The 19,436-nt window shown below is 54.5% G+C and carries 24 protein-coding genes, 2 tRNA genes and 1 other RNA gene; 13 read left to right on the forward strand and 14 right to left on the reverse strand.

Translation table 11 applies throughout. The features are described 5' to 3' along the window. Positions 1–5: 5 nt before the first annotated feature. Complete coding sequence (locus HXY34_13520) at positions 6–377, forward strand: hypothetical protein (GenBank protein ID NWF97154.1); 372 nt, start codon at positions 6–8, stop codon at positions 375–377. Here the strand turns inward: HXY34_13520 and HXY34_13525 are convergent. Next, the gene (locus HXY34_13525; GenBank protein ID NWF97155.1) at positions 374–1,267 is read right to left on the reverse strand and encodes a type II methionyl aminopeptidase; all 894 of its coding nucleotides are present in this window, start codon (positions 1,265–1,267) and stop codon (positions 374–376) included. The genes HXY34_13520 and HXY34_13525 overlap by 4 nt on opposite strands. Positions 1,268–1,395: 128 nt before the next feature. Between HXY34_13525 and HXY34_13530 the strand changes: the two genes are divergently transcribed. Both HXY34_13530 and HXY34_13535 read left to right on the forward strand, forming a co-directional pair. Further along, positions 1,396–1,635: a hypothetical protein gene (locus tag HXY34_13530; protein ID NWF97156.1), complete on the forward strand. Its 240-nt coding sequence runs from the start codon at positions 1,396–1,398 to the stop codon at positions 1,633–1,635. Then, positions 1,632–2,048, forward strand: coding sequence for a hypothetical protein (locus tag HXY34_13535; protein NWF97157.1), 417 nt, complete (start codon positions 1,632–1,634; stop codon positions 2,046–2,048). Before HXY34_13530 ends, HXY34_13535 begins: the two co-directional genes overlap by 4 nt. Before the next feature lie 247 nt (positions 2,049–2,295). Here the strand turns inward: HXY34_13535 and HXY34_13540 are convergent. The 3 genes from HXY34_13540 to infB all read right to left on the reverse strand — a co-directional run bounded on the left by HXY34_13540 (position 2,296) and on the right by infB (position 4,648). After that, a tRNA-Ser gene (locus HXY34_13540) sits at positions 2,296–2,412 on the reverse strand. A gap of 82 nt (positions 2,413–2,494) precedes the next feature. Continuing rightward, an RNA gene (ffs, locus tag HXY34_13545) (signal recognition particle sRNA) lies at positions 2,495–2,806 on the reverse strand. Positions 2,807–2,851: 45 nt separating this feature from the next. Beyond that, positions 2,852–4,648, reverse strand: coding sequence for a translation initiation factor IF-2 (infB, locus tag HXY34_13550; protein NWF97158.1), 1,797 nt, complete (start codon positions 4,646–4,648; stop codon positions 2,852–2,854). 296 nt (positions 4,649–4,944) lie between these two features. Between infB and HXY34_13555 the strand changes: the two genes are divergently transcribed. Further along, a complete protein-coding gene (locus HXY34_13555; protein ID NWF97159.1) occupies positions 4,945–5,610 on the forward strand; it encodes a nucleoside-diphosphate kinase in 666 nt (221 codons plus the stop codon). A gap of 60 nt (positions 5,611–5,670) precedes the next feature. On the opposite strand, the gene HXY34_13560 is transcribed toward HXY34_13555, so the two are convergent. From HXY34_13560 to HXY34_13575, 4 genes are all read right to left on the reverse strand, one after another. Then, positions 5,671–5,874 carry a 50S ribosomal protein L24e gene (locus HXY34_13560; protein ID NWF97160.1) on the reverse strand — a complete coding sequence of 68 codons (204 nt, stop codon included), beginning with the start codon at positions 5,872–5,874 and terminating at the stop codon, positions 5,671–5,673. 2 nt (positions 5,875–5,876) lie between these two features. After that, positions 5,877–6,095: a 30S ribosomal protein S28e gene (locus tag HXY34_13565; GenBank protein NWF97161.1), complete on the reverse strand. Its 219-nt coding sequence runs from the start codon at positions 6,093–6,095 to the stop codon at positions 5,877–5,879. A 19-nt stretch (positions 6,096–6,114) separates the two neighbouring features. Beyond that, positions 6,115–6,486: a 50S ribosomal protein L7ae gene (locus HXY34_13570; protein ID NWF97162.1), complete on the reverse strand. Its 372-nt coding sequence runs from the start codon at positions 6,484–6,486 to the stop codon at positions 6,115–6,117. A gap of 120 nt (positions 6,487–6,606) precedes the next feature. Then, positions 6,607–7,587 carry an iron-containing alcohol dehydrogenase gene (locus HXY34_13575; GenBank protein NWF97163.1) on the reverse strand — a complete coding sequence of 327 codons (981 nt, stop codon included), beginning with the start codon at positions 7,585–7,587 and terminating at the stop codon, positions 6,607–6,609. A 155-nt stretch (positions 7,588–7,742) separates the two neighbouring features. Between HXY34_13575 and HXY34_13580 the strand changes: the two genes are divergently transcribed. The 7 genes from HXY34_13580 to HXY34_13610 all read left to right on the forward strand — a co-directional run bounded on the left by HXY34_13580 (position 7,743) and on the right by HXY34_13610 (position 11,314). Then, positions 7,743–8,240, forward strand: coding sequence for a 50S ribosome-binding GTPase (locus HXY34_13580; GenBank protein NWF97164.1), 498 nt, complete (start codon positions 7,743–7,745; stop codon positions 8,238–8,240). A 166-nt stretch (positions 8,241–8,406) separates the two neighbouring features. Then, a complete protein-coding gene (locus HXY34_13585; protein ID NWF97165.1) occupies positions 8,407–9,207 on the forward strand; it encodes a DNA-directed RNA polymerase subunit D in 801 nt (266 codons plus the stop codon). 15 nt (positions 9,208–9,222) lie between these two features. Continuing rightward, positions 9,223–9,585 carry a 50S ribosomal protein L18e gene (locus HXY34_13590; GenBank protein ID NWF97166.1) on the forward strand — a complete coding sequence of 121 codons (363 nt, stop codon included), beginning with the start codon at positions 9,223–9,225 and terminating at the stop codon, positions 9,583–9,585. Between the two features lie 10 nt (positions 9,586–9,595). Continuing rightward, on the forward strand, positions 9,596–10,048 hold the full coding sequence (locus HXY34_13595; GenBank protein NWF97167.1) for a 50S ribosomal protein L13: 453 nt from the start codon (positions 9,596–9,598) through the stop codon (positions 10,046–10,048). A gap of 2 nt (positions 10,049–10,050) precedes the next feature. Continuing rightward, positions 10,051–10,449: a 30S ribosomal protein S9 gene (locus HXY34_13600; GenBank protein NWF97168.1), complete on the forward strand. Its 399-nt coding sequence runs from the start codon at positions 10,051–10,053 to the stop codon at positions 10,447–10,449. 12 nt (positions 10,450–10,461) lie between these two features. Further along, complete coding sequence (locus HXY34_13605) at positions 10,462–10,677, forward strand: DNA-directed RNA polymerase subunit N (GenBank protein ID NWF97169.1); 216 nt, start codon at positions 10,462–10,464, stop codon at positions 10,675–10,677. 43 nt (positions 10,678–10,720) lie between these two features. Then, positions 10,721–11,314 (forward strand): 30S ribosomal protein S2, encoded by a 594-nt coding sequence (locus tag HXY34_13610; protein NWF97170.1) that lies wholly within the window; start codon positions 10,721–10,723, stop codon positions 11,312–11,314. Here HXY34_13610 and HXY34_13615 read toward each other — a convergent pair. The 4 genes from HXY34_13615 to mvk are packed head-to-tail and all read right to left on the reverse strand — an operon-like array spanning position 11,311 to position 15,144. Continuing rightward, entirely contained in the window at positions 11,311–11,700 is a 390-nt protein-coding gene (locus HXY34_13615; GenBank protein NWF97171.1) for a DUF126 domain-containing protein, read from the reverse strand. The two genes, HXY34_13610 and HXY34_13615, sit on opposite strands and share 4 nt — an antisense overlap. Next, positions 11,697–12,881: an aconitase X catalytic domain-containing protein gene (locus tag HXY34_13620; protein ID NWF97172.1), complete on the reverse strand. Its 1,185-nt coding sequence runs from the start codon at positions 12,879–12,881 to the stop codon at positions 11,697–11,699. The genes HXY34_13615 and HXY34_13620 overlap by 4 nt, the downstream gene beginning before the upstream one ends. A gap of 14 nt (positions 12,882–12,895) precedes the next feature. After that, the gene (locus HXY34_13625) at positions 12,896–14,194 is read right to left on the reverse strand and encodes a UbiD family decarboxylase (GenBank protein ID NWF97173.1); all 1,299 of its coding nucleotides are present in this window, start codon (positions 14,192–14,194) and stop codon (positions 12,896–12,898) included. An 11-nt stretch (positions 14,195–14,205) separates the two neighbouring features. Continuing rightward, positions 14,206–15,144, reverse strand: coding sequence for a mevalonate kinase (mvk, locus tag HXY34_13630; protein NWF97174.1), 939 nt, complete (start codon positions 15,142–15,144; stop codon positions 14,206–14,208). 119 nt (positions 15,145–15,263) lie between these two features. On the opposite strand from mvk, the gene HXY34_13635 reads away from it, so the two are divergent. Continuing rightward, positions 15,264–16,256 carry a DNA cytosine methyltransferase gene (locus HXY34_13635; protein NWF97175.1) on the forward strand — a complete coding sequence of 331 codons (993 nt, stop codon included), beginning with the start codon at positions 15,264–15,266 and terminating at the stop codon, positions 16,254–16,256. Next, complete coding sequence (locus HXY34_13640; GenBank protein NWF97176.1) at positions 16,246–16,728, forward strand: exonuclease; 483 nt, start codon at positions 16,246–16,248, stop codon at positions 16,726–16,728. The genes HXY34_13635 and HXY34_13640 overlap by 11 nt, the downstream gene beginning before the upstream one ends. Positions 16,729–16,743: 15 nt before the next feature. On the opposite strand, the gene HXY34_13645 is transcribed toward HXY34_13640, so the two are convergent. Continuing rightward, positions 16,744–16,881: transfer RNA gene (locus HXY34_13645), tRNA-Pro, on the reverse strand. A gap of 114 nt (positions 16,882–16,995) precedes the next feature. Next, entirely contained in the window at positions 16,996–19,395 is a 2,400-nt protein-coding gene (locus tag HXY34_13650) for a DUF4968 domain-containing protein (protein NWF97177.1), read from the reverse strand. Between the last annotated feature and the right edge of the window lie 41 nt (positions 19,396–19,436).

The following is a 19,436-nucleotide window of genomic DNA, read 5'->3' on the forward strand; positions in this document are numbered from 1 at the left end:
ACTGAATGGGGATATTATCGAAGGCAATTGGCGCCATATTCTCCGGCACTGGCATAGTCATTCTCATGTACGGCAGTAGCAGTGATGCTCCACTCTCAATGGTCTGGTTCTTTCTGGGGCTCTTTGTGCTGTCCTTGGGGTTCAGTATGATTACCGCGGGTCGACAGACGCGAGAACAGAAACCACCACCACCCACAATCACAGAGATAAGGTGCGACAGCAAGAGCTGTGACTTCAAGGAGATACGGAACTTCGAGAAGGGGGACTACATCTTGAAACCTGTTCAAGCCCCATGTCCGAAGTGCGGCCAGTCAATGACCGTACAGGGCGTCTACATAGTGAAAGAAGAGGACGAGAGGGACAAGACCACCTTCTAACCTGCCTTTGTGAGTATCCGGGGGCCTTCCTCCGTGATGAAGACCGTGTGTTCAGACTGACTCACAGGTCTTCCCTTCTTCTCGACAAGGACTGGGTGAGGACGGATCGCCTTTGCATGCAGGAGAGCATTGAACTCCGCTTCCACACTGATGGACCTGTCTGACGTGCCCACCCAACGGGATGCAAACGGGAAGGGTCCGTACTTCTTCCGAAGGTGAAGTCTTAGCTTCTCAGTCACTCCCGACAAGGGTCTATCAACATCCGTGTTCGAGAAGATGTAGGTGTTCTTGCTGTCAACAATACCAATGCCGCTCGTTGCGAATGGTTCGATTGCATAGCACTCACCGACCTCAATCGGAGTACTGTCGTGGGTGTGCACGTTGGGAACCCTCTTTCCTGCATGAAGCTTGTACTGCAACATACTGTGCCCAGAGAGTTCCTTGACTGGGACAATGCCATATGCCCTGATCACCTTCTCGATTGTCCGGCCAACTTCACCAAGCGTGTTGCCGGGGACCATCACAGCTATTGCCTCGTTGAGCGCGTCATCCGTCGCAACAACAAGGCCCTCAAGAGTGCCGTCCAAGTCGACTGTTCGTGCGGTGTCTGCAATGTAGCCATCAATCTGAGCTCCCACATCGACCTTGACGAGACCGCTCTCAGGTATCACCGATGTGTCGCTCTTTGGAGAAGTGTAGTGGGCCGCAATATGCTGAACTGACACGTTACATGGAAAGGCTGGACGTGCACCCAGCTCAATTGTCCTTCTCTCAGCCAGACTGCAGATGGTGGACACCTTGACGCCCGGCTTGACCTCCTTGCAGGCCTCGTTGAGGACACGAGCAGCGAGGACACCGGCTCGAACATGGGACGGGTTAGGCTGAGTCACTTTTGTCTGCCGGCGAGCATATTGGTACGACTCCTCTTAAGCAGTTCCGTGGACTCCTTGTTCAGTCCTCTGGCATCAACGGGCGAAGAGGTAATATGGTTCCGCGCTCAGGCAGTCACGAGAGAGCAATGAGTGTGCATGAAGACCAACCGAGAAACAGACGGGTGTCGTTCATTGTCCTGCTGACTCTACTGCTCTCGCCGGGCTCGATACTGCTCTTCTCCAGCCCTTCAATACTCAGCCCAGTGGTCATGCTATTGCTCTCCGCGGTCGCACTCTTCTTCGTGCTGTTCTTCGTAAGACATCTTCGGCGAGTGAGGAGTGCAACACGACCTCCTTCAGAGACCTATCCGGGGGGATATCTATGATGGATGAGACCCCCCATCGCGGTGACGCCGGCAACGACACGAAGCAGTGCTGTGCATGGGGCACATTCGTCATGGCAGTGGTACTGGGGGTCGCAATCCTAACAATTGTATCCCTAATGTCATTCGAGTACTGGCTTGCATTCTGGGTCGTCCCTCCCATGGTCATATTCCTCATCTGTATAACCTTCCAGTGGGCTCGTGGATGTCCATTCGCACGCGTAGACCGTGGAGCGGACGAACGCGCCTTCGAAGAGATGCGTCTGCATGCCTTACCTGCAGAGACTACTGATGGCATTGGCGTCTATCGATGCCCGGACTGCGGTATGTCATTCGATCTGTCCAATGCTCGACCGATGGACGAGAAGGTGTTCCTGTGCCCATTCTGTGGCGTCAGACTCTTCACAAGAGGCTAGCTCATGCCGACACTCTTGTCAAGACGCCGCTGACGATTCAGTCTATTGAGGCACGAAGACTCAGGCATTCACCAGTGGGCTACTATGACCACATGACGCGGTTCTGTTCAGTACCTAACGAGAACAGTCGTCCGTCATCAAACATGGGACCTCCTAGTCATACCTGACACCATACACAATGGTGGATGGGCGCAAGAAGAGGAACTGCGAGGAAATCTCAGTGACAGATGATAGGATTAGAGATAGATGGCGCCGGGAGAGGGATTTGTTCGGGGGCCGTGAGGATGCCTCACCAACCTAACCCTCGCGCCTTGTGGGCACCAACTTAGCAGGCTGGCTCCTTACCATGCTAGGAAATCCCGGCTGTCAGAACTCGCCTGCGGCTCATCTCATAAACCTTGTGAAGCCGCATGAAGTCAGGTGAGGTGGCGAGTGAGCAGGAGGTGCGACGGCTCCTTGATTCCGGATGTCGGTAGTCGGCGGGCAAATCAGTGCCCTTCTCTGAGCAGCACCCTCTGGGGCTCCATCACTCTGCCTTAAGGCTGTTCCCTCCCGGGCCTGACCTGGTTCGGCAGTCTGAGCAGACTTGCAACGGTCCTTCAACTGTTGCTGTCGCCGTGACGGACTCCAGAGACTGCTCATCATCGTCATGCGACTGGACCCACCGAGGTTCCGTTTCACCCTCGATGTCGGTTACTGGCCCCGGTTATTGCCATACCGGTGACAGGTCGTGGCAAACGACCCGGCCCTACCCGTCGCATTTATGTCCAGTGGGAATGACTGAATTAAAGCTATCGTCAGGACTAGACGAGGGAGCCGGAGGCCCTCTTGATCTGGACAATCTCTTCTAGGACATCGAGTTCAGACTGAGATAGGTCCTCGTGGAACTTTCTTCGTATTGCGAGGATGTGTTTGTCGGGGACTTCAGTATAGAGGACATCATTGTTCTTGACCTGTCGCCCGATTGTGGGGCCCCTAATTGAGACTGCGACTTCCATGCCGTCGGTGGCCTCTTCGATGACAACGCCACGGTCCTGTATCTGTAGCACAGTGCCCACTCTTCTTCCGTCGGATGTGATTAGAGACACCTTTGGCCTCAGGATGCCTTGGATGCGGACCCCGACAATGGCGGGGTTCTTATGACGGAAGACATAGTCGGGAATCAGCTGCAGTTTCCCAGGCCTCACAATACTGGCCAGTGAGTCGGCCTTTACCTGCTCCCGCTTGACGATGAGCCATGCGTTGTACTCGTCGTACAGTCTGTAGATGACCTCGTTGACAAAGACCTCGACTCCATACTCCGCAGCGAGTTCCTCGACCTCGGGTGCGAGCTTGACATTGAACCCCAGAACGACGGCATTGAGCGGGTCGGTGTCACCAGCAGCACGAGCCTCAAGGATGTCACGTCTGACGATGGTGCCCACGTCCGCCACTCGAACGGGCACTTTTCGCTCCTGAAGGAACTGAGTCACCGCCTCCAGCGAGCCAAGAGTGTCAGTCTTGAGTACGATTCCGGACGAGTCGCGCTGAATCCTAATTGAGGACACCTCATCCCTGACTCTCTTCTTCATTTCCTCAACCAGAGAGAGGTCCTCAACCACGTATACGGGTGCTCCCGCCACAGCCCCATGGATGTCAGGAGACACTATCTTGACGCCGGCAGCAGCGTGAACCTCCGACACTGGCAAGAACTTCTCTCTCGGGTCGCGAATCTCATCTAGTGGTCGTGGCTGAAGAAGAGAGCGAATCTTGGCAACGATGGGCTCCTCTAGGCCTCCAACGACAATAGTATCGGTCTTGCGAAGGACGCCCTCGTAGATGATGGTGTCGAGTGTGACCCCTAGACCTGTCTCCTCTCGGACTTCGAGCACTGCACCCTTTGCCGGACCAGTGGAAACCCTCAGGCGGTCTCTCATGTACTGCTGTGTGAGACCTGCAAGGACCATCAGCAGTTCAGGAATGCCATCCCCTGTCTTCGCACTGGTTGGGACAATCGCCGCGTTCTTGGTGAAGTCCTGAATGCGGTCAAATCTCTCGGAGGGCACCCCATTGGCTGACAGAGCACCCACGATGTCATAGATGCGTCGGTCCACCTCACCTTGTGTTGAGACACTCTGCGCGCTCATCGACTGAACCAGACTCATCCCTGGTCGGTGCTTCCATCCGGGAATCTTGTCCAGCTTGTTGGCTGCCACCAAGAAGGGTGTCTTGCCGGACCTGAGTATCTTTAGCGACTCATATGTCTGCGTCAGAGGGCCTTCAGTAATGTCGATGACAAGTATCGCTATGTCTGCAATTGCTCCTCCGCGCTTCCTGAGGTTGAGATACGCCTCATGTCCGGGAGTGTCAATGAATAGGAGGCCCTCGATGGCCAGCTGAGTCCTTATGGTCTTTAGGAGGTCACCACATATGGAGATGAGTGTCTCAGTGGGAAAGAATGACGCGCCGATGTGCTGGGTGATTCCAGCCACTTCACGCTCCTGGACTGCGGTTCCTCGCATCTTGTCGAGCAGCGAGGTCTTGCCGTGGTCGATGTGGCCCAGGATGGTTACGATTGGTGAACGGAGCCTGCCGGTTGGACCTGATTTCGGCTGAGACATGGAGCGCACCTCATAAGCAGACACGCACCGGGCACGCCCCGCGGATTTATGAAACTGTCGTTAGCATCGACTCTGCCGCATGAGTTGTCATGACCAGTCACCGCATGGCAGAGGCTGACGCAGGGGGGCATTCAATTCCGTACTTGTGCATATCAGGCAATGTTGTTTCCTCTACCGACTCCGGACTCGACTTCTGCAGAGTCGCTAGCATCCGACATTCTAAAATAGACGTCCCAGAAGGCGGCCCATGACGTAACAGGGTCAAGCTACGCTCTTGACGAACGCGGTGATTCATAATGGAGAAGTCGCTTGTAATTATTAAGCCCGACGGAACAGTCAGAAGGACTGTGGGTGCGCTTGTAGTCAAAGCGCTCATGGACCGCGGATTCAAGATTCGCGCGTTCAAGGAGATGAAGGTCCCAAGGTCACTGGCAGAGCTTCATTATGCGGTGCATGAGGACAAGCCGTTCTTCCCTTGGCTTGTCGACTTCATAACATCTGCACGGGTTCTTGTGATGATTCTTGAGGGTGAGAACGTGATTCAAGGGGTCCGTGACGCGCTGGGTGCGACCTTTGTGCAGAAGGCGGCCCCGGACTCGCTGAGAGGGCGCTATGGTATATGGTCAGGGATAAACATTGCACACGCATCTGATGGTGCAGAGACTGCTACAAATGAGATAGAACTCTGGTTGGAACATGGCGGAGTTGAGGAGTCCAATAGAGCCGAGGATGACGCACGTGCATACGTCAAGAAGTACGGGTCTTCAGGAGTGGACTTCACACGGGAGATCAGGGAGGTCATCAGCACTGCCATCAAGAGTCGTGATGCCTCGAAAGATGTCGTAAAGTCGCTTGTGGACCTGTTGAAGAAGGACTCCAAGGGCATAGGCTCCAAGGAGATAGAGTCTCTGGCCGCAGCGATAGTCACTTCAATCCGAGAAGAGATCGAAAAGAGTAAGTGAGATGGCAAGGTGGCCCAGCGGCCACCTCTGTGCATTCACTCACTGGGAGTAGGCGGTCGCTCAGCCCCGGGCAGCCTTGCCACCCTTCTCGTAGCCCGCAGTCCACTTGGTGTCGCGGGGTTTCTTCCCCCGGTCGAGGCTTGCCACCTTACACTTGTTGGAGCAGAACCACAATACGGCACCATCCTTTGTCCTGACAAAGGCCATTCCCGTACCGGGTTCGATGTCCTTGCTGCAGAAAACGCACTTCTGTGTCCCAACCACCGCTACCGCCTCCGCGTCTTGCGTGCCTCACGCTCTGTCTCTCGCAGTATCAAGATGTCACCCATACGAACAGGGCCCTTGACATTCCTTGTCAGAACTCTGCCCTTGTCCCTTCCGTCAAGAATCTTGACGCGAACCTGTGTGATCTCACCAGTCACGCCAGTGCGACCCAGCAGCTGAATCACTTCGGCTGGTATTGACGGCTCTTTCTCTTCGGTCATGGGAGTCCCTCACAAGGGTTTACTTGCGAAGCCCTGCAATCTTGTCGACTACATCAGCGACAAGGTCCTTTGCCTTTCCTTCAACTATGATTGCAACCGCGGCCGTGGGGCGCTCTACTCCTGCGGCGGTCCCAAGGTCATTCTTGCTCTTGACGAAGATGTAGGGGACCTTCTTGTCATCGCAGAGCCCAGGAAGGTACATGGTGATTTCTGGGGGTTCCACATCCTCTGCAATCAGGACCAGTCTTGCGATTCCACGTTCGATTGACTTCGTGGCCTCATTGATACCTTTCTTGATCCTGCCAGTGTCCTTCGCAGACTCGAGCGCTTCAAGTGCTTTCTTCTGGAGTTCTTCAGTTGCTTCCCAGTCGACAAAACTCGGCTTAGGCATTTGGTCTTACCTCTGTTTTCACGTCATTGGTATGGTAATGGAATGCGTCCTGAGTGGTCGCATCCCAATGGCTCTCGGGATGTCGCTTTTTAAAACTGCCGAACTAACCGCCGGGCGCTGTCAGTAAAGTGTTCTTATGGTTCGCATCAGACTTGCTTTGTCAACACCAGCAAGTATCGAGTGGCGCTCGCGTCGCTCCATCAGGTCCAGTGCATGAACGATATACTCGTAGAAGAGCCCTGGGGTCATTGACATGGCCTTCAGAGAGGTGGGCAACCCTCGTGATTCCATCAGCTTGTGAATACTCTCCTGTGACTGTATGGCATATCCACGCTCCTCCAGATAGTGTAGACACAGCGGAGTTGCAAAGATGACCTGCATACCGTGTAGGTCATGATTTCGCCGCTCCATCGCATGAGATATGGAGTGCTCTGTGCCTGAGCACGGTCTTGAGCTACCAGCAATGCACATCGCCCGTCCTGCGTCAATCTCAGCCCGCACCAGTACTTCCAGACTGCCGTCAGTCAATACGCTGTTCAAGGCGTTTTCGGTGACTCTGTAGGCGTCCTCGTTGAAGGACTCCCCGAAGTTCTCATACGCGAATCTCCATTCGCTGAGACTGGATGCCTTGCAGAGGATGTCACCAACCCCAGCCAGGTTGAGACGGGGGGGAGCCCTCGAGATGATGTCCAAGTCTGCAACGACAGCAATGGGAGTCTTGCACTTCTTCGAGTACTTGAAGCCATTATGGCTTACCGAGGCGACTTCACTGGCAATTCCATCGTGTGACGCCGCTGTTGGGATCGATATCCAGTCGAGGCCTGTGGCGGTCGCTATGAGCTTGGCTGTGTCGATGCTGCGGCCCCCACCAAATCCGATGACAACCCCATTGATACCGCCGGGTGTATGCGCCTCCGGGTCGTCCGACACCTTGACCCAGTTGGGAGTCACAGATAGCAGAGACTCGAGCTGCCCCCGGTAGTCGCGGAGTAACCCCTCATCGGTCACACAGGTCACAGTGTCATAGCCAGAGGTGAGCTGTGATAGCCTCTTGAGGCCTCCAGCCTCGACAATGACTTGACTCGGACAATGATAGGACATCAAATCAGCTCACAGAGGACGTTCCCGTGTCTCAGTTAAGTGCTTCTATCAGACGTCAGTGGCATGTCATGCAGCTGGTGTTACCACAGTCATACGACATCTGAAATCCAGAGTGACAGTCCATGTTTCACATCGACCAACTGGAGCTTGACCGAATGACACAATATGTGAAGGTCGCCCTCATGGGTTCGGGCTTTGCAGGCAAGTCGACCCTAATCAGACTCCTGACTGATGGAACCCAGAAACCGGAGACAAACTATCGTCCAACTGCAGGAATGGACTGCGGCACCATAACCATTGATGCCGATACCAAGGTGACACTGGTGGAGATGGGCGGTCAGTCGCATTTTGAGTTCTTGTGGCCGGACTTTCTACAAGGCAGCAGTATGGTCGTGATAGTGACCGAGAGCACTCCGAAGGCCGTTCTGCAGACGCGCCAGATAATGGAGAAATACAAGGACAAACTCACGGGCAGGCAGATCATCGCCATAGCGAACAAGCAGGACATACCGGGGTCTCTGAAGCCTGAGTCAGTACAGGACCTGCTCGGTGTCCCAACATACGGGATGGTGGCCATCGACCCTAAACAGAGAGTGCACGGCTACAGGGTCCTGCTCGAAGGCATCCGTGAGATGATGCAGGTGGCGGCCTAGCTGCAGTACTCCTGTCAATAGGGGAAGGCTTTTATTCGGTGCAAGGAAAGCAAAACAAGCCCAGGACACGGGCGAGTGAGCTGGAAACCCAGCTATGGGAATCTGGCGAGTCCGTCCGGGATTAGTGTCTTTTGGGTGAGAATCTTACCTTCGAGGTCAGGACACCTTGGAAATCACTATCATTCGAAAGGATAAGGACCTGATACATTTCCTGATCGAGGGAGTCGATGTGGCATTCGCAAACGCGCTCCGGCGGACGATGCTTACCCGACTCCCCGCGATGGCGATACATGAGGTGCTCGTCCTTGAGAACACCAGTGTGATGTACGATGAGATTCTTGCGCATCGCCTCGGTCTGGTTCCACTCGTCACGCCGCTGGAAGACTACAATCTGCCCAGCGAGTGTGAGTGCGAAGGAAAGGGCTGTTCTCTCTGTCAGTGCACACTGACACTGGAGAAGGAGGCGGGCAATCAAGAGGTAGTCGTATATTCTCGCGACTTGTCCTCACAAGACCCGAAGGTGGTTCCAGCCACAGGTGACATCCCTCTTGTTAAGCTAGCTCCCAACCAGAGGCTGATCATAGAGGCATATGCAAGGCTTGGCACTGGTCTGGAACATGCGAAGTTTCAACCTGTTGCAACAGTAGCCTACAAGTATGTGCCGATTGTAAGCATCAACGACGAGAAGTGCAACCGCTGTGCGGAGTGCGTAGAGGTCTGTCCTAGGGGAATCCTGTCGCTTGATGGCAAGACCGTCTCCACGCAGAATGTTCTCAACTGCACACTCTGTGAGATGTGCGTAAGGGCCTGCGAACCGGGAGCCATCACGATTGAGCCCAAAGAGGACAGCTTCCTGTTCAAGGTTGAGTCCACGGGAGCTCTTCCTCCAGAGGAGATCGTGGAGAGAGCAGCAGAGATACTGAAAGAGAGAATCAGAGTGGCCCTTGACTTTGCCAATACACTATAGGAGTGGAAATCATCAATGGTCAGGACCGGTTCAACAGACCCCAACGTGCGCGCTCTGGTCAATGCGCTCCGCAAGGCTTCTACCAAGAACGACGCAAGAGTGTGGAAGAGAGTTGCGGAGCTGGTTTCCCGCCCAACCAGACAGCGTGCTGTAGTCAACCTAGGAAAGATAGAACGTCACTCGAATGACGGTGATGTGATAGTGGTGCCGGGCAAGGTTCTCGGTGCCGGTGTGCTTACCCATAAGGTTGTTGTAGCCGCGCTGAGTGCGTCTGCCTCAGCTCGGGCAACAATTGTCGCCGCAGGAGGCTCGCTCATCACAATCGACGAGCTCGTGACGCGGGTGCCTAAGGGTAGTGGGGTCACCATAATTACATGAGGTGTTCAACATGAGCGAACAGAGAGAGATAGTGTTCGATGCTGACCGCATCATACTCGGCAGGCTGGCTGCCAAGGCGGCAAGAGCGGCACTGATGGGAAACAGAGTCGTGATTGTGAACGCAGAGAAGGCAATTATCACGGGTGACAGACACACAGTCATCAGTATATACAAGGAGAGGCGCAACATCCGAACCTCATACAAACCGCAGAAGGGCCCATTTCATCATCGCCGACCAGACAAGATGGTCAGACGTGTGATACGCGGAATGCTTCCGTATCCCGCACCTCGTGGCAAGGCAGCCCTCAAGCGCGTCACGGTGCACATTGGAGTGCCTAAAGAGTACACTGAGAGGGAGAAGGTCATACTGGAAGAGTCACGCTATTCCAGTCCAAGGAGGAAGTGCATCACCATACGTGACCTGAGCTACGAACTTGGATGGAGAAGCAAGGGGGTGACATAGGAATGCGAGTTGTAGTCACTTCAGGTAAGAGAAAGACCAGCATTGCAAAGGCCACTATCAAGAGTGGTGCGGGACGAGTACGCATCAATGGACAGCCCCTCGAGATATATCAGCCGGAACTCGCACGAATGAGGATTATCGAGCCACTCGTGCTGTTTGGCGATGGCTGGAAGTCCTACGACATAAGCATCAAGGTCAGTGGTGGGGGTTTCATGAGCCAGGCGGACGCTGTAAGGATGGCGATTGCTACAGGCCTGATAGAGATGAGCCAGGACTTCGAGGCGCGTTCTAGGATGTTAGAGCATGACCGGACGATGCTTGTTGGCGATCCACGACGAACCGAGCCAAAGAAGTTCGGTGGGCCATCAGCCCGTTCCCGAAACCAGAAGTCATACAGGTAAGGTGCTTGCGAGATGATTATCCCCGTGAGATGTTTTACATGCGGAAAGGTCGTCGCCGACAAGTATGAGCAGTTCAAGCGCGAGGTCAGACAGGGCGAAGACCCCGCGATTGTATTGGACAGGCTCGGACTGACACGGTATTGCTGTCGAAGAATGCTTCTGTCACACATCGACATCATTGACAGCTTCATGGCTTTTGCCACAACAGACTCGATGGAGGCCAAGTAGAGTGAGCGAAGGAGAAATCTCAGACGCACAGCTGCTGACTTCAATGGACAAGTATCTTGCAGCGGGCTGTCACATTGGAACACAAGTCAAGACACAGGACATGGAGCCATTTGTCTACAGACAGAGACCTATCGGGTTATACGTGCTTGATGTGAGGAAGACCGATGAGCGAATACGGACTGCGGCCAAGTTCATTTCGAGGACGAAACCCGAGAAGGTAGTCATAGTCTCAGGTCGTGTATACGGAAAGCGACCCGTGGAAACCTTTGCGTACTACATTGGCGCATCCGCGTTCACGGAACGCTTTGTTCCCGGTACGTTCACCAACCCGAGTATGCGAGGACCAAGGACATACATCGAACCGGGACTCGTCATACTCACTGACCCGAGGACAGACCAACAGGCCTTGGAGGAAGCATCCCGCATTGGAGTCCCAGTCATCGCGCTCTGTGACACAGACAACGTGACAACCAATGTCGATCTGGTGATTCCCTCCAACAATCGTGGAAGAAAGGCGCTGGCACTAGTCTACTACCTGCTGACCACCCAAGTCTTGAGAGAACGTGGGGACATCCCTCCTGACGGAGAGACTGCATTTACCCCCGAGGACTTCGAACCACAGGTTCAGAGAGTCTAGCTGAGAATGGATATGACGCCGCTGGTGGCGTCCACCTCCACTCTCTGGCCAGTCTGAAACTGTGTCACATCCACTTGGTCGACTGCAGGAATCTCGCCGATTATGCACCCGACAGCCACGACAGGGTCAGTGGTCTTGTTGATTATTGCAAGTGGTGCCCTTCTACCCTTGCTGAGCGCGTAGAGGACGTAAGAGCCCACTGTACTCCCCTTGCCGGCAGGAAAGACCAGCACCTTACCCGAGATGGACTTTCCTTCGAGCGGATGGCCCTTTTCCACAATGACGCCAGTTGCCGGGTCACAGCCTCCGTAGAAGGAGATGTCGGACGGACTATAGAGCACCTCTCCGGTCACTTTGCCTTTGAATATCCGGCGACCCTGAATCATCCTGAGATTGCCTCCCTTATGCATTCGTCAGCGCTTCTGATGAGCGTCTTGAACTTGTTCTTGCCCCGGGCATAGAAGCATGCCTTTGCAGAGTCTGTCATCAGGCCCTTGAAACGTCCTTCCAGCGGCGCTACGGCGCAGCAGGCATCGCTCACAAGATTAGCTCCTGCTCGTTCTATAATGTCATAGTAGCCCATTTTGATTGCCAGTTCCTTTGTAGGTCTTGCTGTGGTAATCCACACGGTCTTGCCCTTACGGACCTTGTGTCCGTCAAGCATCTGTGCAATGTGCGCAATCTCGCCAATGCTTGCATGAGGACAACCAATGCTGATGAAGTCGATGTCTGCACCCTCATCGTCAAGCTTGGTCCTGGCACGCTCAATGTCATCTTGGGTCACAGTCAGGGTCTTATCCGGAACAGGGGTCCTGTTCGGAGTGATTCCCTCCATGTGGAAGATGGCAACACCACCGTAAGTCGCTATTGAGGCGCAGAACGACTTCAGAGCATCTGTAGTCACCCTTGAAACACCGACAATGTATGGGACTGCGCTCTTCGTCCGCTCGCCAATCACCTGGCCCAGAAGACCAAAGTCGTCATTCGTGTCCAGTTGAGCCTGCACATCGTACCTGACTTCGGCGACACGGTTCTTGTCCAGATGAAGGCCGTACTCTGCAGTGCGACCTGTCAGGGCAGCAGCAAGTGCACTGGGACCGCCTTCTCGGTTCGTCCTCGCACCAATGACAGAGTTGGCAAAGCAGACCGCAGAGGACTCGGCCCATGCCACACTCTCACCGTAGTGCGGCAGGTTGCCTATCAGGTATGGTGTACATGTACAGGTAGTTATCACGCCCATTCTCTCAAAGGCATCTACGACCCTCTGCTGGTCCCTAGCAAAGTCTGCGGAGATGCCGTGCTTTTTCCACTCCTGCATGTCCATCCCGGCGGGGTTCAGGGTGGTCAGCACTCGAACCCGTCCGTCTTCGGCCAGGTCAGATAGATACTGAAGCCCCTCTTCGCCCAGATTGTGATATGACACGCCTGCAATCTGTACACTTGTCACAGGTATAAGCCGCTGGGCACCATAAATCTCTCCCAGACTGGTTATGAGCTCCATGGACTTCCTGACAGCAGTCCCGTGCTTGCCCTCAAGCATCTCTTTCTCTTCACGAGTCAGTTCCATTAGCATACACCGCCTTAGTACTTGGACATGTCCACCTTCGGAAACTCAGCCTTGCCAAAGCCCTTTCCCTTGCTGTCTAGGACCTTTGTACAGTCAAAGCCCACCTTTGTGGTCATCTTAGTACCGGGATCAGCGCTGGGGTCAAGCGAACTGCCGGGTTCACGGTCCTTGATCAACAGGTCCACATCCGCCTGGAACCGAGTGGCCATGGCCCATTCGCGCTCCTCCTCATCATAGATGTCTATGTCATCATCATACACCCAGATGTGTTTTGCACTGCTATGACCTGAGAATGCGGCCTCAATCGCTCTGAGACCGTCATCTTCGTTCTTCTTGCGAATCTTGACGGCGACATGGAGCCAGCTCGCTCCGCCCGGAGTAAGACTCACATCGAGCACATCAACACCCCGTTCCCGAATCTTCCGGAAGATGGTTGGTTCGCGTGGCATGCCCATCAGAAGCTTGTGTTCAAGGCGACCGGGCAGCAGCGCCTGCCAGACAGCAGTCTTTCTGTGAGTTATCTTGCGCACCTCGAAGACGGGCTCCTGCCGGACCAAGTCTACAGTCTCTGTGAGGTCTATGAACGGTCCTTCGGAGTGCTTCTCCTGTAGAAAGACTCGACCTTCAAGTACAAACTCGCAGTCTGCAGGGATTCGGAGGTCGACGGTCTTGGCCTTTGTGACTCGGATTGGTCTGAGTGCATTTGCAATCTCCAGCTCGTCAATCCCGGTCTCCACCGATGTAGCTGCGGCAACCAGCACTTCGGGGGTGTTGCCCACACAGTATGCCACGTCGAGCTCACCGGCCCTCTGCAGGAACTTGTGGAAGTCCCGTCCGCTCACAATCCGTGTTGACATCCGAGTCTTGTCTATCTGCATCGCCCTGTGAAAGTCGAGGTTCTGACCGTACTCGGGGTCTGAGGAAACAACCACTGCGGAGGATATGTAGGGCCCACCATCGACGACGTTGTGTCTCAGTATTGGGAGTTCATCAAGGTCTACTCTTTGTCGGACTACCTCTTGACAGGGAGCGTCCTTGACGAGTTCCGGGGGACTACGCTTCTCAATGGCATTGGACAGTGTTGGAATGAGATCAGGAATCTCAATCCCGAAGTAGTCAGCTATCTGGGCCTTGCTACAGAAGAGATTGCCGGCCACTCTGAAACCGGCTTCCTTGACAGACTCGAGCAGCACTGGAGTCGGTTCCAGTGCTTTCAGGATGCCTGCAATCTCGAGGTTCTTGGAGACCGGGGTCTTGATGACCCGGATGCCCGCTCTCTTCACAAGCCCCTCAATGTACTTCTCTAGTATCAAGACATAACACCTCACGTACCAAAGTTAGTGACCCAAAGCTCGGCGGCACCCGCCTTCTTCAACGCCTTACCGATTGCACTTGCTGACTTGGGGTCTGGAGCCAGCGCTATCATGTTGCCACCTCGTCCGGTGCCGGTGAGCTTTGCGCCGACAGCACCGTTTTCACGGGCAACTGCAACGAGCCTATCCAGTTCTGCACACGACACGGTCAAGTCCTGAAGCAGTTCGTGGTTCCGGTCCATTAGTTGACCGGTTCGATCCAGGTCAAGTCTCAGAAGGGCGTGTCTGGCGTCCTCAACGAGGTGAGCGTACTCGTCGGCAATGTTGCTGAACCAAGAGGGGTCGTGTTCTTTCTTGGCCTTCACATCATCGACTACCCTCTTCGTGCTGGCGGTTATTCCGGTGGCAGCAATTACGAGACTCAGAGGACGATCGAGTCGCAGCTTTTCGAAAGTCGGAGGGGCATTTGGATTGGTCTTGAACCAGATGAGACCGCCAAATGTCGAGCATGTGTTGTCCACGCCGGAAGGAGTGCCATGGTATCCCTTTTCTCCCTCATATGCGGCTTGGTTTATCTGGTCGTCATTGAGGCCCAGTCTGAACTCGGAGTTCAGAGCACGAGCTAGAGCCACACAGCTGGCTGCACTGGCACCGATTCCAGATGCGCATGTCAGGTTCCCCTCGAACAGAATATCGATTCCCTGCCTTGTCAGGTCAATCCCTAGGTACTTGACGATGTTGTCAATCGAGGCGCTCTGTTCTTCAGCCTTCTCTTGCTTGTAACCTGGTACTGCGGGCCGCTTGTCCTTGAGTGTCCAGCCGGGTTTCGAGGATCTCTTCACTCGGGCGATAGTCTCGGCCGCGATTCCGGCCGCCAAGGACGGAAGCCCGTAGACCACGAAGTGCTCTCCGAAAAGAATCGTCTTGCCTTTTCCGGTTCCAACTGACATTCTCTCATGCTCCGGTCGAATTGGGCGACTCGTGACAGTCGGTGCTTTTGAAGTCTTGCTTCGACAGATTTCTAACTGGTGTGATGGAGTACTCATCACAGCCCTACGAGGTGCCGCAATTGTCACAACAGAATCCCAGTGAGTTGAGAGTGGTGGACCTGTTCTGTGGTGCAGGAGGGTTCTCGACGGGCTTCGCAGGTCTGGGTGAGCACACCGCTCATCTTGCGTTCGACAACGATTCCCAGTTTATGGACACATACAGACGGAACTTCCCTCACGCTCGGGCTGTGCTTTACGACATCAGTGAACTACACTCCACTCAGATAGAGCACATTCTGGGAGGCAGACCAGACATCCTGATTGCATCGCCGCCATGCGAGGAGTTCAGTCTGGCAAATCCGCGTAGTGAACACTCAGCAGCAGAGAGAATCTACGGAGATGGCAGCGCAAGATTAGTACTGGACACCATTCGTCTCATTGGGGACCTGAGGCCCAAGGTTTTTGTTGTTGAGAACGTCGCAGCACTCGTGATGTCGGGAGGAAGGGAGATTGTGCAGTGGGAGTTTGAGCGAGTCGGCATCGGTGATGTGAAGTTCAACATGATATACGCGCACCGTCATGGCGTGCCATCAAGACGCGCACGGGTGTTCATCAGCAATCTCGAACTCAGACTGCCTCAGAGAAAGCCACCCACTGTAATGGAAGCCATAGGTGACCTCCCACCTCTTGGCCTTGATGCACTGTTGGACCCAGGTAGATGTGTGGCCAATCACCAGCTGAAGCCGTTGACAGAGGAGGACCTGAAGAGGATTCGGAGGACCCGCTCGGGACGAGGAGCCAAGTACTTCACGACCGGCGGACGCAGTCTGCCCAACTGGGTCAGGTTGAAACCAGACTCGGTTGCTTCATCGGTCATTGGACTCTCTAGGTATGTTCATCCATTTGAGAACCGGCTTCTATCTGTGCGCGAACACGCAAGACTCATGAGCTACCATGACAGCTTCGTGTTCTTAGGACCGATAGAGAGTCAATACAATCAGGTCGGCGAGAGCGTACCACCACTGCTGTCCAGACTGATTGCGCAGGAGGTCATATCACAAGTTGAATGGTGAGCCAAACAATGTCTTCGTGGTCTTGCACAGCGTACACTCTGTCTACCGGGTCGTTGAGACCGCCCAAGTCGTCTACGGACTCGGCTTTCCGACGCTGGCCATCTCAAAGGCAGAGGGCTCAGCGGCACAGACGGGGATTCCTGAAGCCAACAGACTGGCCTTGAAAATGAAGCGTAGTTTCATGGTGTTGCCTGATCTCCCAGACGTGATTGAGGCACTCGGTGTGGATAGGCCTCTGATGATAACCTCTCCAATGCTGACCAAGGAGCGGGTGGACTTCAACACTCTTGCGCAAGAGGTGAAGAGCGGTCAAAGAGTGATGATAGCGCTGTGTGGGACGAGCAGTTCGTTCTCGAGGAAAGAGATGGACCTTGGAGAGTGTCGCAGCCTGGATGCGGTCGTGGACATAGGTCCGGTCGGTTCAGCAGCCGTCATTCTCTACAACGTGCGTAGCAGGTTGGGAGAAGGATAGCTGAAAAGGAGAAGGTGGTGGGCTGGAGGAGATTTGTTCTCGTGACGCTGAGTGAGTCACGACTTGAACTCTTGGTCCTGTGACACAGCATGCGCCACAGTCTGACCACTTGGACCCAAACCAAGTATCATAGCCAAGCTAGACCACCAACCCAATCTACGCCAGTCTCGACCCACGCTGTGGCAGGTCAATTCTGAGCGTACGACGGGAAGCTACGGAATCAAAGATAAACGTTGCCACACAGCAAGGACAAGGTCACGCTGGGAATCACAACACCATCTCCAAGCGACGCTCTTGACCGTTATCGGCCGTCACTATTCTGAGTCTGCTACCCACATCATTCACCCGCAGGACGCTGAGTGTGATCTCCTGCCCGTCCAAGCACACAGTTGACGGCCTTCTGACAATCCCACGGACCTCAAACACCAGTTTCCGTCTCGGGGGTTTCCAGTCGCCCTTGCGTTGTCCCACAGTCAACAGGAGCGACCTCTCGGAAGACTCTGTGCTGAATAACACAGTTGCGGAGGGGCCATCCTGAGAGACCCCGTCATCCTCATAGAACTCGAACTTGCCACATCCCTGGGGATAGACTGCAAGTATGAGGTCGCCTTGGTTCTTATCTGTGTTCTCGGTGACCGTTCCCATAGGCACAACAGACCCTCCTCTGACGTAGACCGGCAATAACTCGAGGGGCGCATCCACAACAATCTCTCTTGGTCCCTCAAAGGACTCGTCGGTCCAGAAGTCAAACCATTTGCCTGCAGGAAGGTAGACGGTGCGGGACACTGAGCCCTGCTCTAGGACCGGAGCCACAAGCAACGCAGGACCCACCATGAACTGATCTTCGATTCCCTGGGCTCTTGCATCATCCTGAAACTCAAACGCCATGGGTCGCATTATGGGGTGACCTGTCCGACTGGCATGCCTAGCCAAGGAGTAGAGGTAGCGGAGCAGTCTATACCGGAGAGACACATACTCTCGTGACACAGACTCTATCTCCTTGCCAAATGCCCATGGTTCCTGACGCGCAGTGTTCATGTTCGAGTGATTACGGAAGAACGGATAGAAGCATCCTACCTGATACCAGCGTGCGAGCAGCTCCGGTGTCACGTCCCCCATGAAGCCCCCCACATCAGCGCCACAGAAGGGCACTGCTGAGAGACCCAGGTTCAGAAGCATTGGAATAGACATGCGGAGATGCTCCCACGTCGAGTGAATGTCACCGGTCCATGTTGCAGCATAGCGCTGATATCCAGAGAAACCGGAGCGCGTCAAGACAAAGGGACGTTGGCCCGGATGTGTCGCCTTCAACCCGTCAAAGACCGCATTGGCCATCAAGAGCCCGTAGACATTCCTCAGGCGTGGTTCCCAAGGGCGCCCTTCAGAGTCAACCACAGAATCCATGGAGTACTCCTCCTTGAGGCCATCGTATATGCAGTTGCTTGGTTCGTTCATGTCAATCCAGCTGCTGTTACTGACCCCACAGGACGCAAGTCCAGCATATTTGGAGCCAAACCACTCACGGACCTCAGCACGGGAGAAGTCAGGGAACACGGTCTCACCGGGCCAGACGATACCCACATAGAACTGGCCGTCACGTCGCCTCAGGAAGTAGCCCTTTGATACGCCCTCTCTATACATGTCATAGCTGTCGTCGACCTTCACGCCAGGATCGATGATCGTCATCACACGGAAGCCCTTCTTGGCCAGCTTTCGAACAAATGCACTTGGATCTGGAAACACGACAGGATTCCATGTGAAGAGCCGGTACTCGTTCATGTACTCGATGTCAAGCACGATGGTATCACAGGGGATGCGTCGCGTTCGAAACTGCTCGGCTATGTCGAGGAGGTCTCGTTCACTCTCATAGGTCATCCATCGGGACTGCTGATAGCCCAGTGCCCACCTTGGTGGGAAGCGAGGCCTACCAGTGATTGATGCGTAGCGCTCAACCACATCGGCCATCGAGGGGCCTGCAATCACGTAGAGGTCAAATGGACCACCTGATGCACCTATGGTGAAAGAGTCGTCTGAGTTGGACCCAAGGTCGAAGGAAGTACGATAGCTATTGTCAAGGAACACACCACATGCCTTACCCTTACTGAGAATGATCAGGAAGGGATTGCTCTGATAGATGGGGTCTGCGTCGATTGTGCTGTACGCGTTGTCGGTGTTCCACATCTCATACCTCCGACCTCTCTTGTCGAGGCCCCCGGTCTTTTCCCCAAGCCCATAGAATCGTGCATCATCAGGCATCACGAACTGGCACAAGAACCCGTCTCCGTCCATTAGAGGACCGCGGGGTAAGGTCTGAAGGAGGAGGTCCCCGGAGGGGTCACTCACACCGAGTGCAAATGGCGTCTTCTGCGCCCGTACGTTGACCCCCTCAGTCTGGACAGAGATAGAATCTGATTCATCCACCACCGTCACAGAGACTTCTTCAGAGAACGGAACACGTGAGAAAGACTCGTGGTCTCTGTAGACACGGTCCCCATGTGCAACCTGTACTCGTACTAGGCTGGGGCTGAGGAAGGACACCCTCACTCTGCCGTGTGAACAGAGCAACTCGACACTGGACTTCTCAACCGAAAAGGAAGTCACATCACCCAGATGACTTGACAAGACGCATCCCTTGAGGGGTTGCGAAACCGATGTACTTTTCTGCATTGCTCTAGAACAGAAAGATTCCGAAAGGTTCATGCAGAAAC

It is taken from the genome of Candidatus Thorarchaeota archaeon (assembly GCA_013388835.1).
GTDB lineage: Archaea > Asgardarchaeota > Thorarchaeia > Thorarchaeales > Thorarchaeaceae > JACAEL01.

What these genes read in the sequence shown, in the direction of transcription:
- HXY34_13580 (NWF97164.1), top strand. Translation starts at nt 7,743, where the DNA reads ATGACACAATATGTGAAGGTCGCCCTCATGGGTTCGGGCTTTGCAGGC.
- mvk (NWF97174.1), bottom strand. Translation starts at nt 15,144, where the DNA reads ATGTCAGTTGGAACCGGAAAAGGCAAGACGATTCTTTTCGGAGAGCAC.
- HXY34_13575 (NWF97163.1), bottom strand. Translation starts at nt 7,587, where the DNA reads ATGTCCTATCATTGTCCGAGTCAAGTCATTGTCGAGGCTGGAGGCCTC.
- HXY34_13650 (NWF97177.1), bottom strand. Translation starts at nt 19,395, where the DNA reads ATGCAGAAAAGTACATCGGTTTCGCAACCCCTCAAGGGATGCGTCTTG.
- HXY34_13555 (NWF97159.1), top strand. Translation starts at nt 4,945, where the DNA reads ATGGAGAAGTCGCTTGTAATTATTAAGCCCGACGGAACAGTCAGAAGG.
- HXY34_13535 (NWF97157.1), top strand. Translation starts at nt 1,632, where the DNA reads ATGATGGATGAGACCCCCCATCGCGGTGACGCCGGCAACGACACGAAG.
- HXY34_13570 (NWF97162.1), bottom strand. Translation starts at nt 6,486, where the DNA reads ATGCCTAAGCCGAGTTTTGTCGACTGGGAAGCAACTGAAGAACTCCAG.
- HXY34_13565 (NWF97161.1), bottom strand. Translation starts at nt 6,095, where the DNA reads ATGACCGAAGAGAAAGAGCCGTCAATACCAGCCGAAGTGATTCAGCTG.
- HXY34_13590 (NWF97166.1), top strand. Translation starts at nt 9,223, where the DNA reads ATGGTCAGGACCGGTTCAACAGACCCCAACGTGCGCGCTCTGGTCAAT.
- HXY34_13605 (NWF97169.1), top strand. Translation starts at nt 10,462, where the DNA reads ATGATTATCCCCGTGAGATGTTTTACATGCGGAAAGGTCGTCGCCGAC.
- HXY34_13520 (NWF97154.1), top strand. Translation starts at nt 6, where the DNA reads ATGGGGATATTATCGAAGGCAATTGGCGCCATATTCTCCGGCACTGGC.
- HXY34_13620 (NWF97172.1), bottom strand. Translation starts at nt 12,881, where the DNA reads ATGGAACTGACTCGTGAAGAGAAAGAGATGCTTGAGGGCAAGCACGGG.
- HXY34_13530 (NWF97156.1), top strand. Translation starts at nt 1,396, where the DNA reads ATGAGTGTGCATGAAGACCAACCGAGAAACAGACGGGTGTCGTTCATT.
- infB (NWF97158.1), bottom strand. Translation starts at nt 4,648, where the DNA reads ATGTCTCAGCCGAAATCAGGTCCAACCGGCAGGCTCCGTTCACCAATC.
- HXY34_13615 (NWF97171.1), bottom strand. Translation starts at nt 11,700, where the DNA reads ATGATTCAGGGTCGCCGGATATTCAAAGGCAAAGTGACCGGAGAGGTG.
- HXY34_13595 (NWF97167.1), top strand. Translation starts at nt 9,596, where the DNA reads ATGAGCGAACAGAGAGAGATAGTGTTCGATGCTGACCGCATCATACTC.
- HXY34_13600 (NWF97168.1), top strand. Translation starts at nt 10,051, where the DNA reads ATGCGAGTTGTAGTCACTTCAGGTAAGAGAAAGACCAGCATTGCAAAG.
- HXY34_13610 (NWF97170.1), top strand. Translation starts at nt 10,721, where the DNA reads ATGGACAAGTATCTTGCAGCGGGCTGTCACATTGGAACACAAGTCAAG.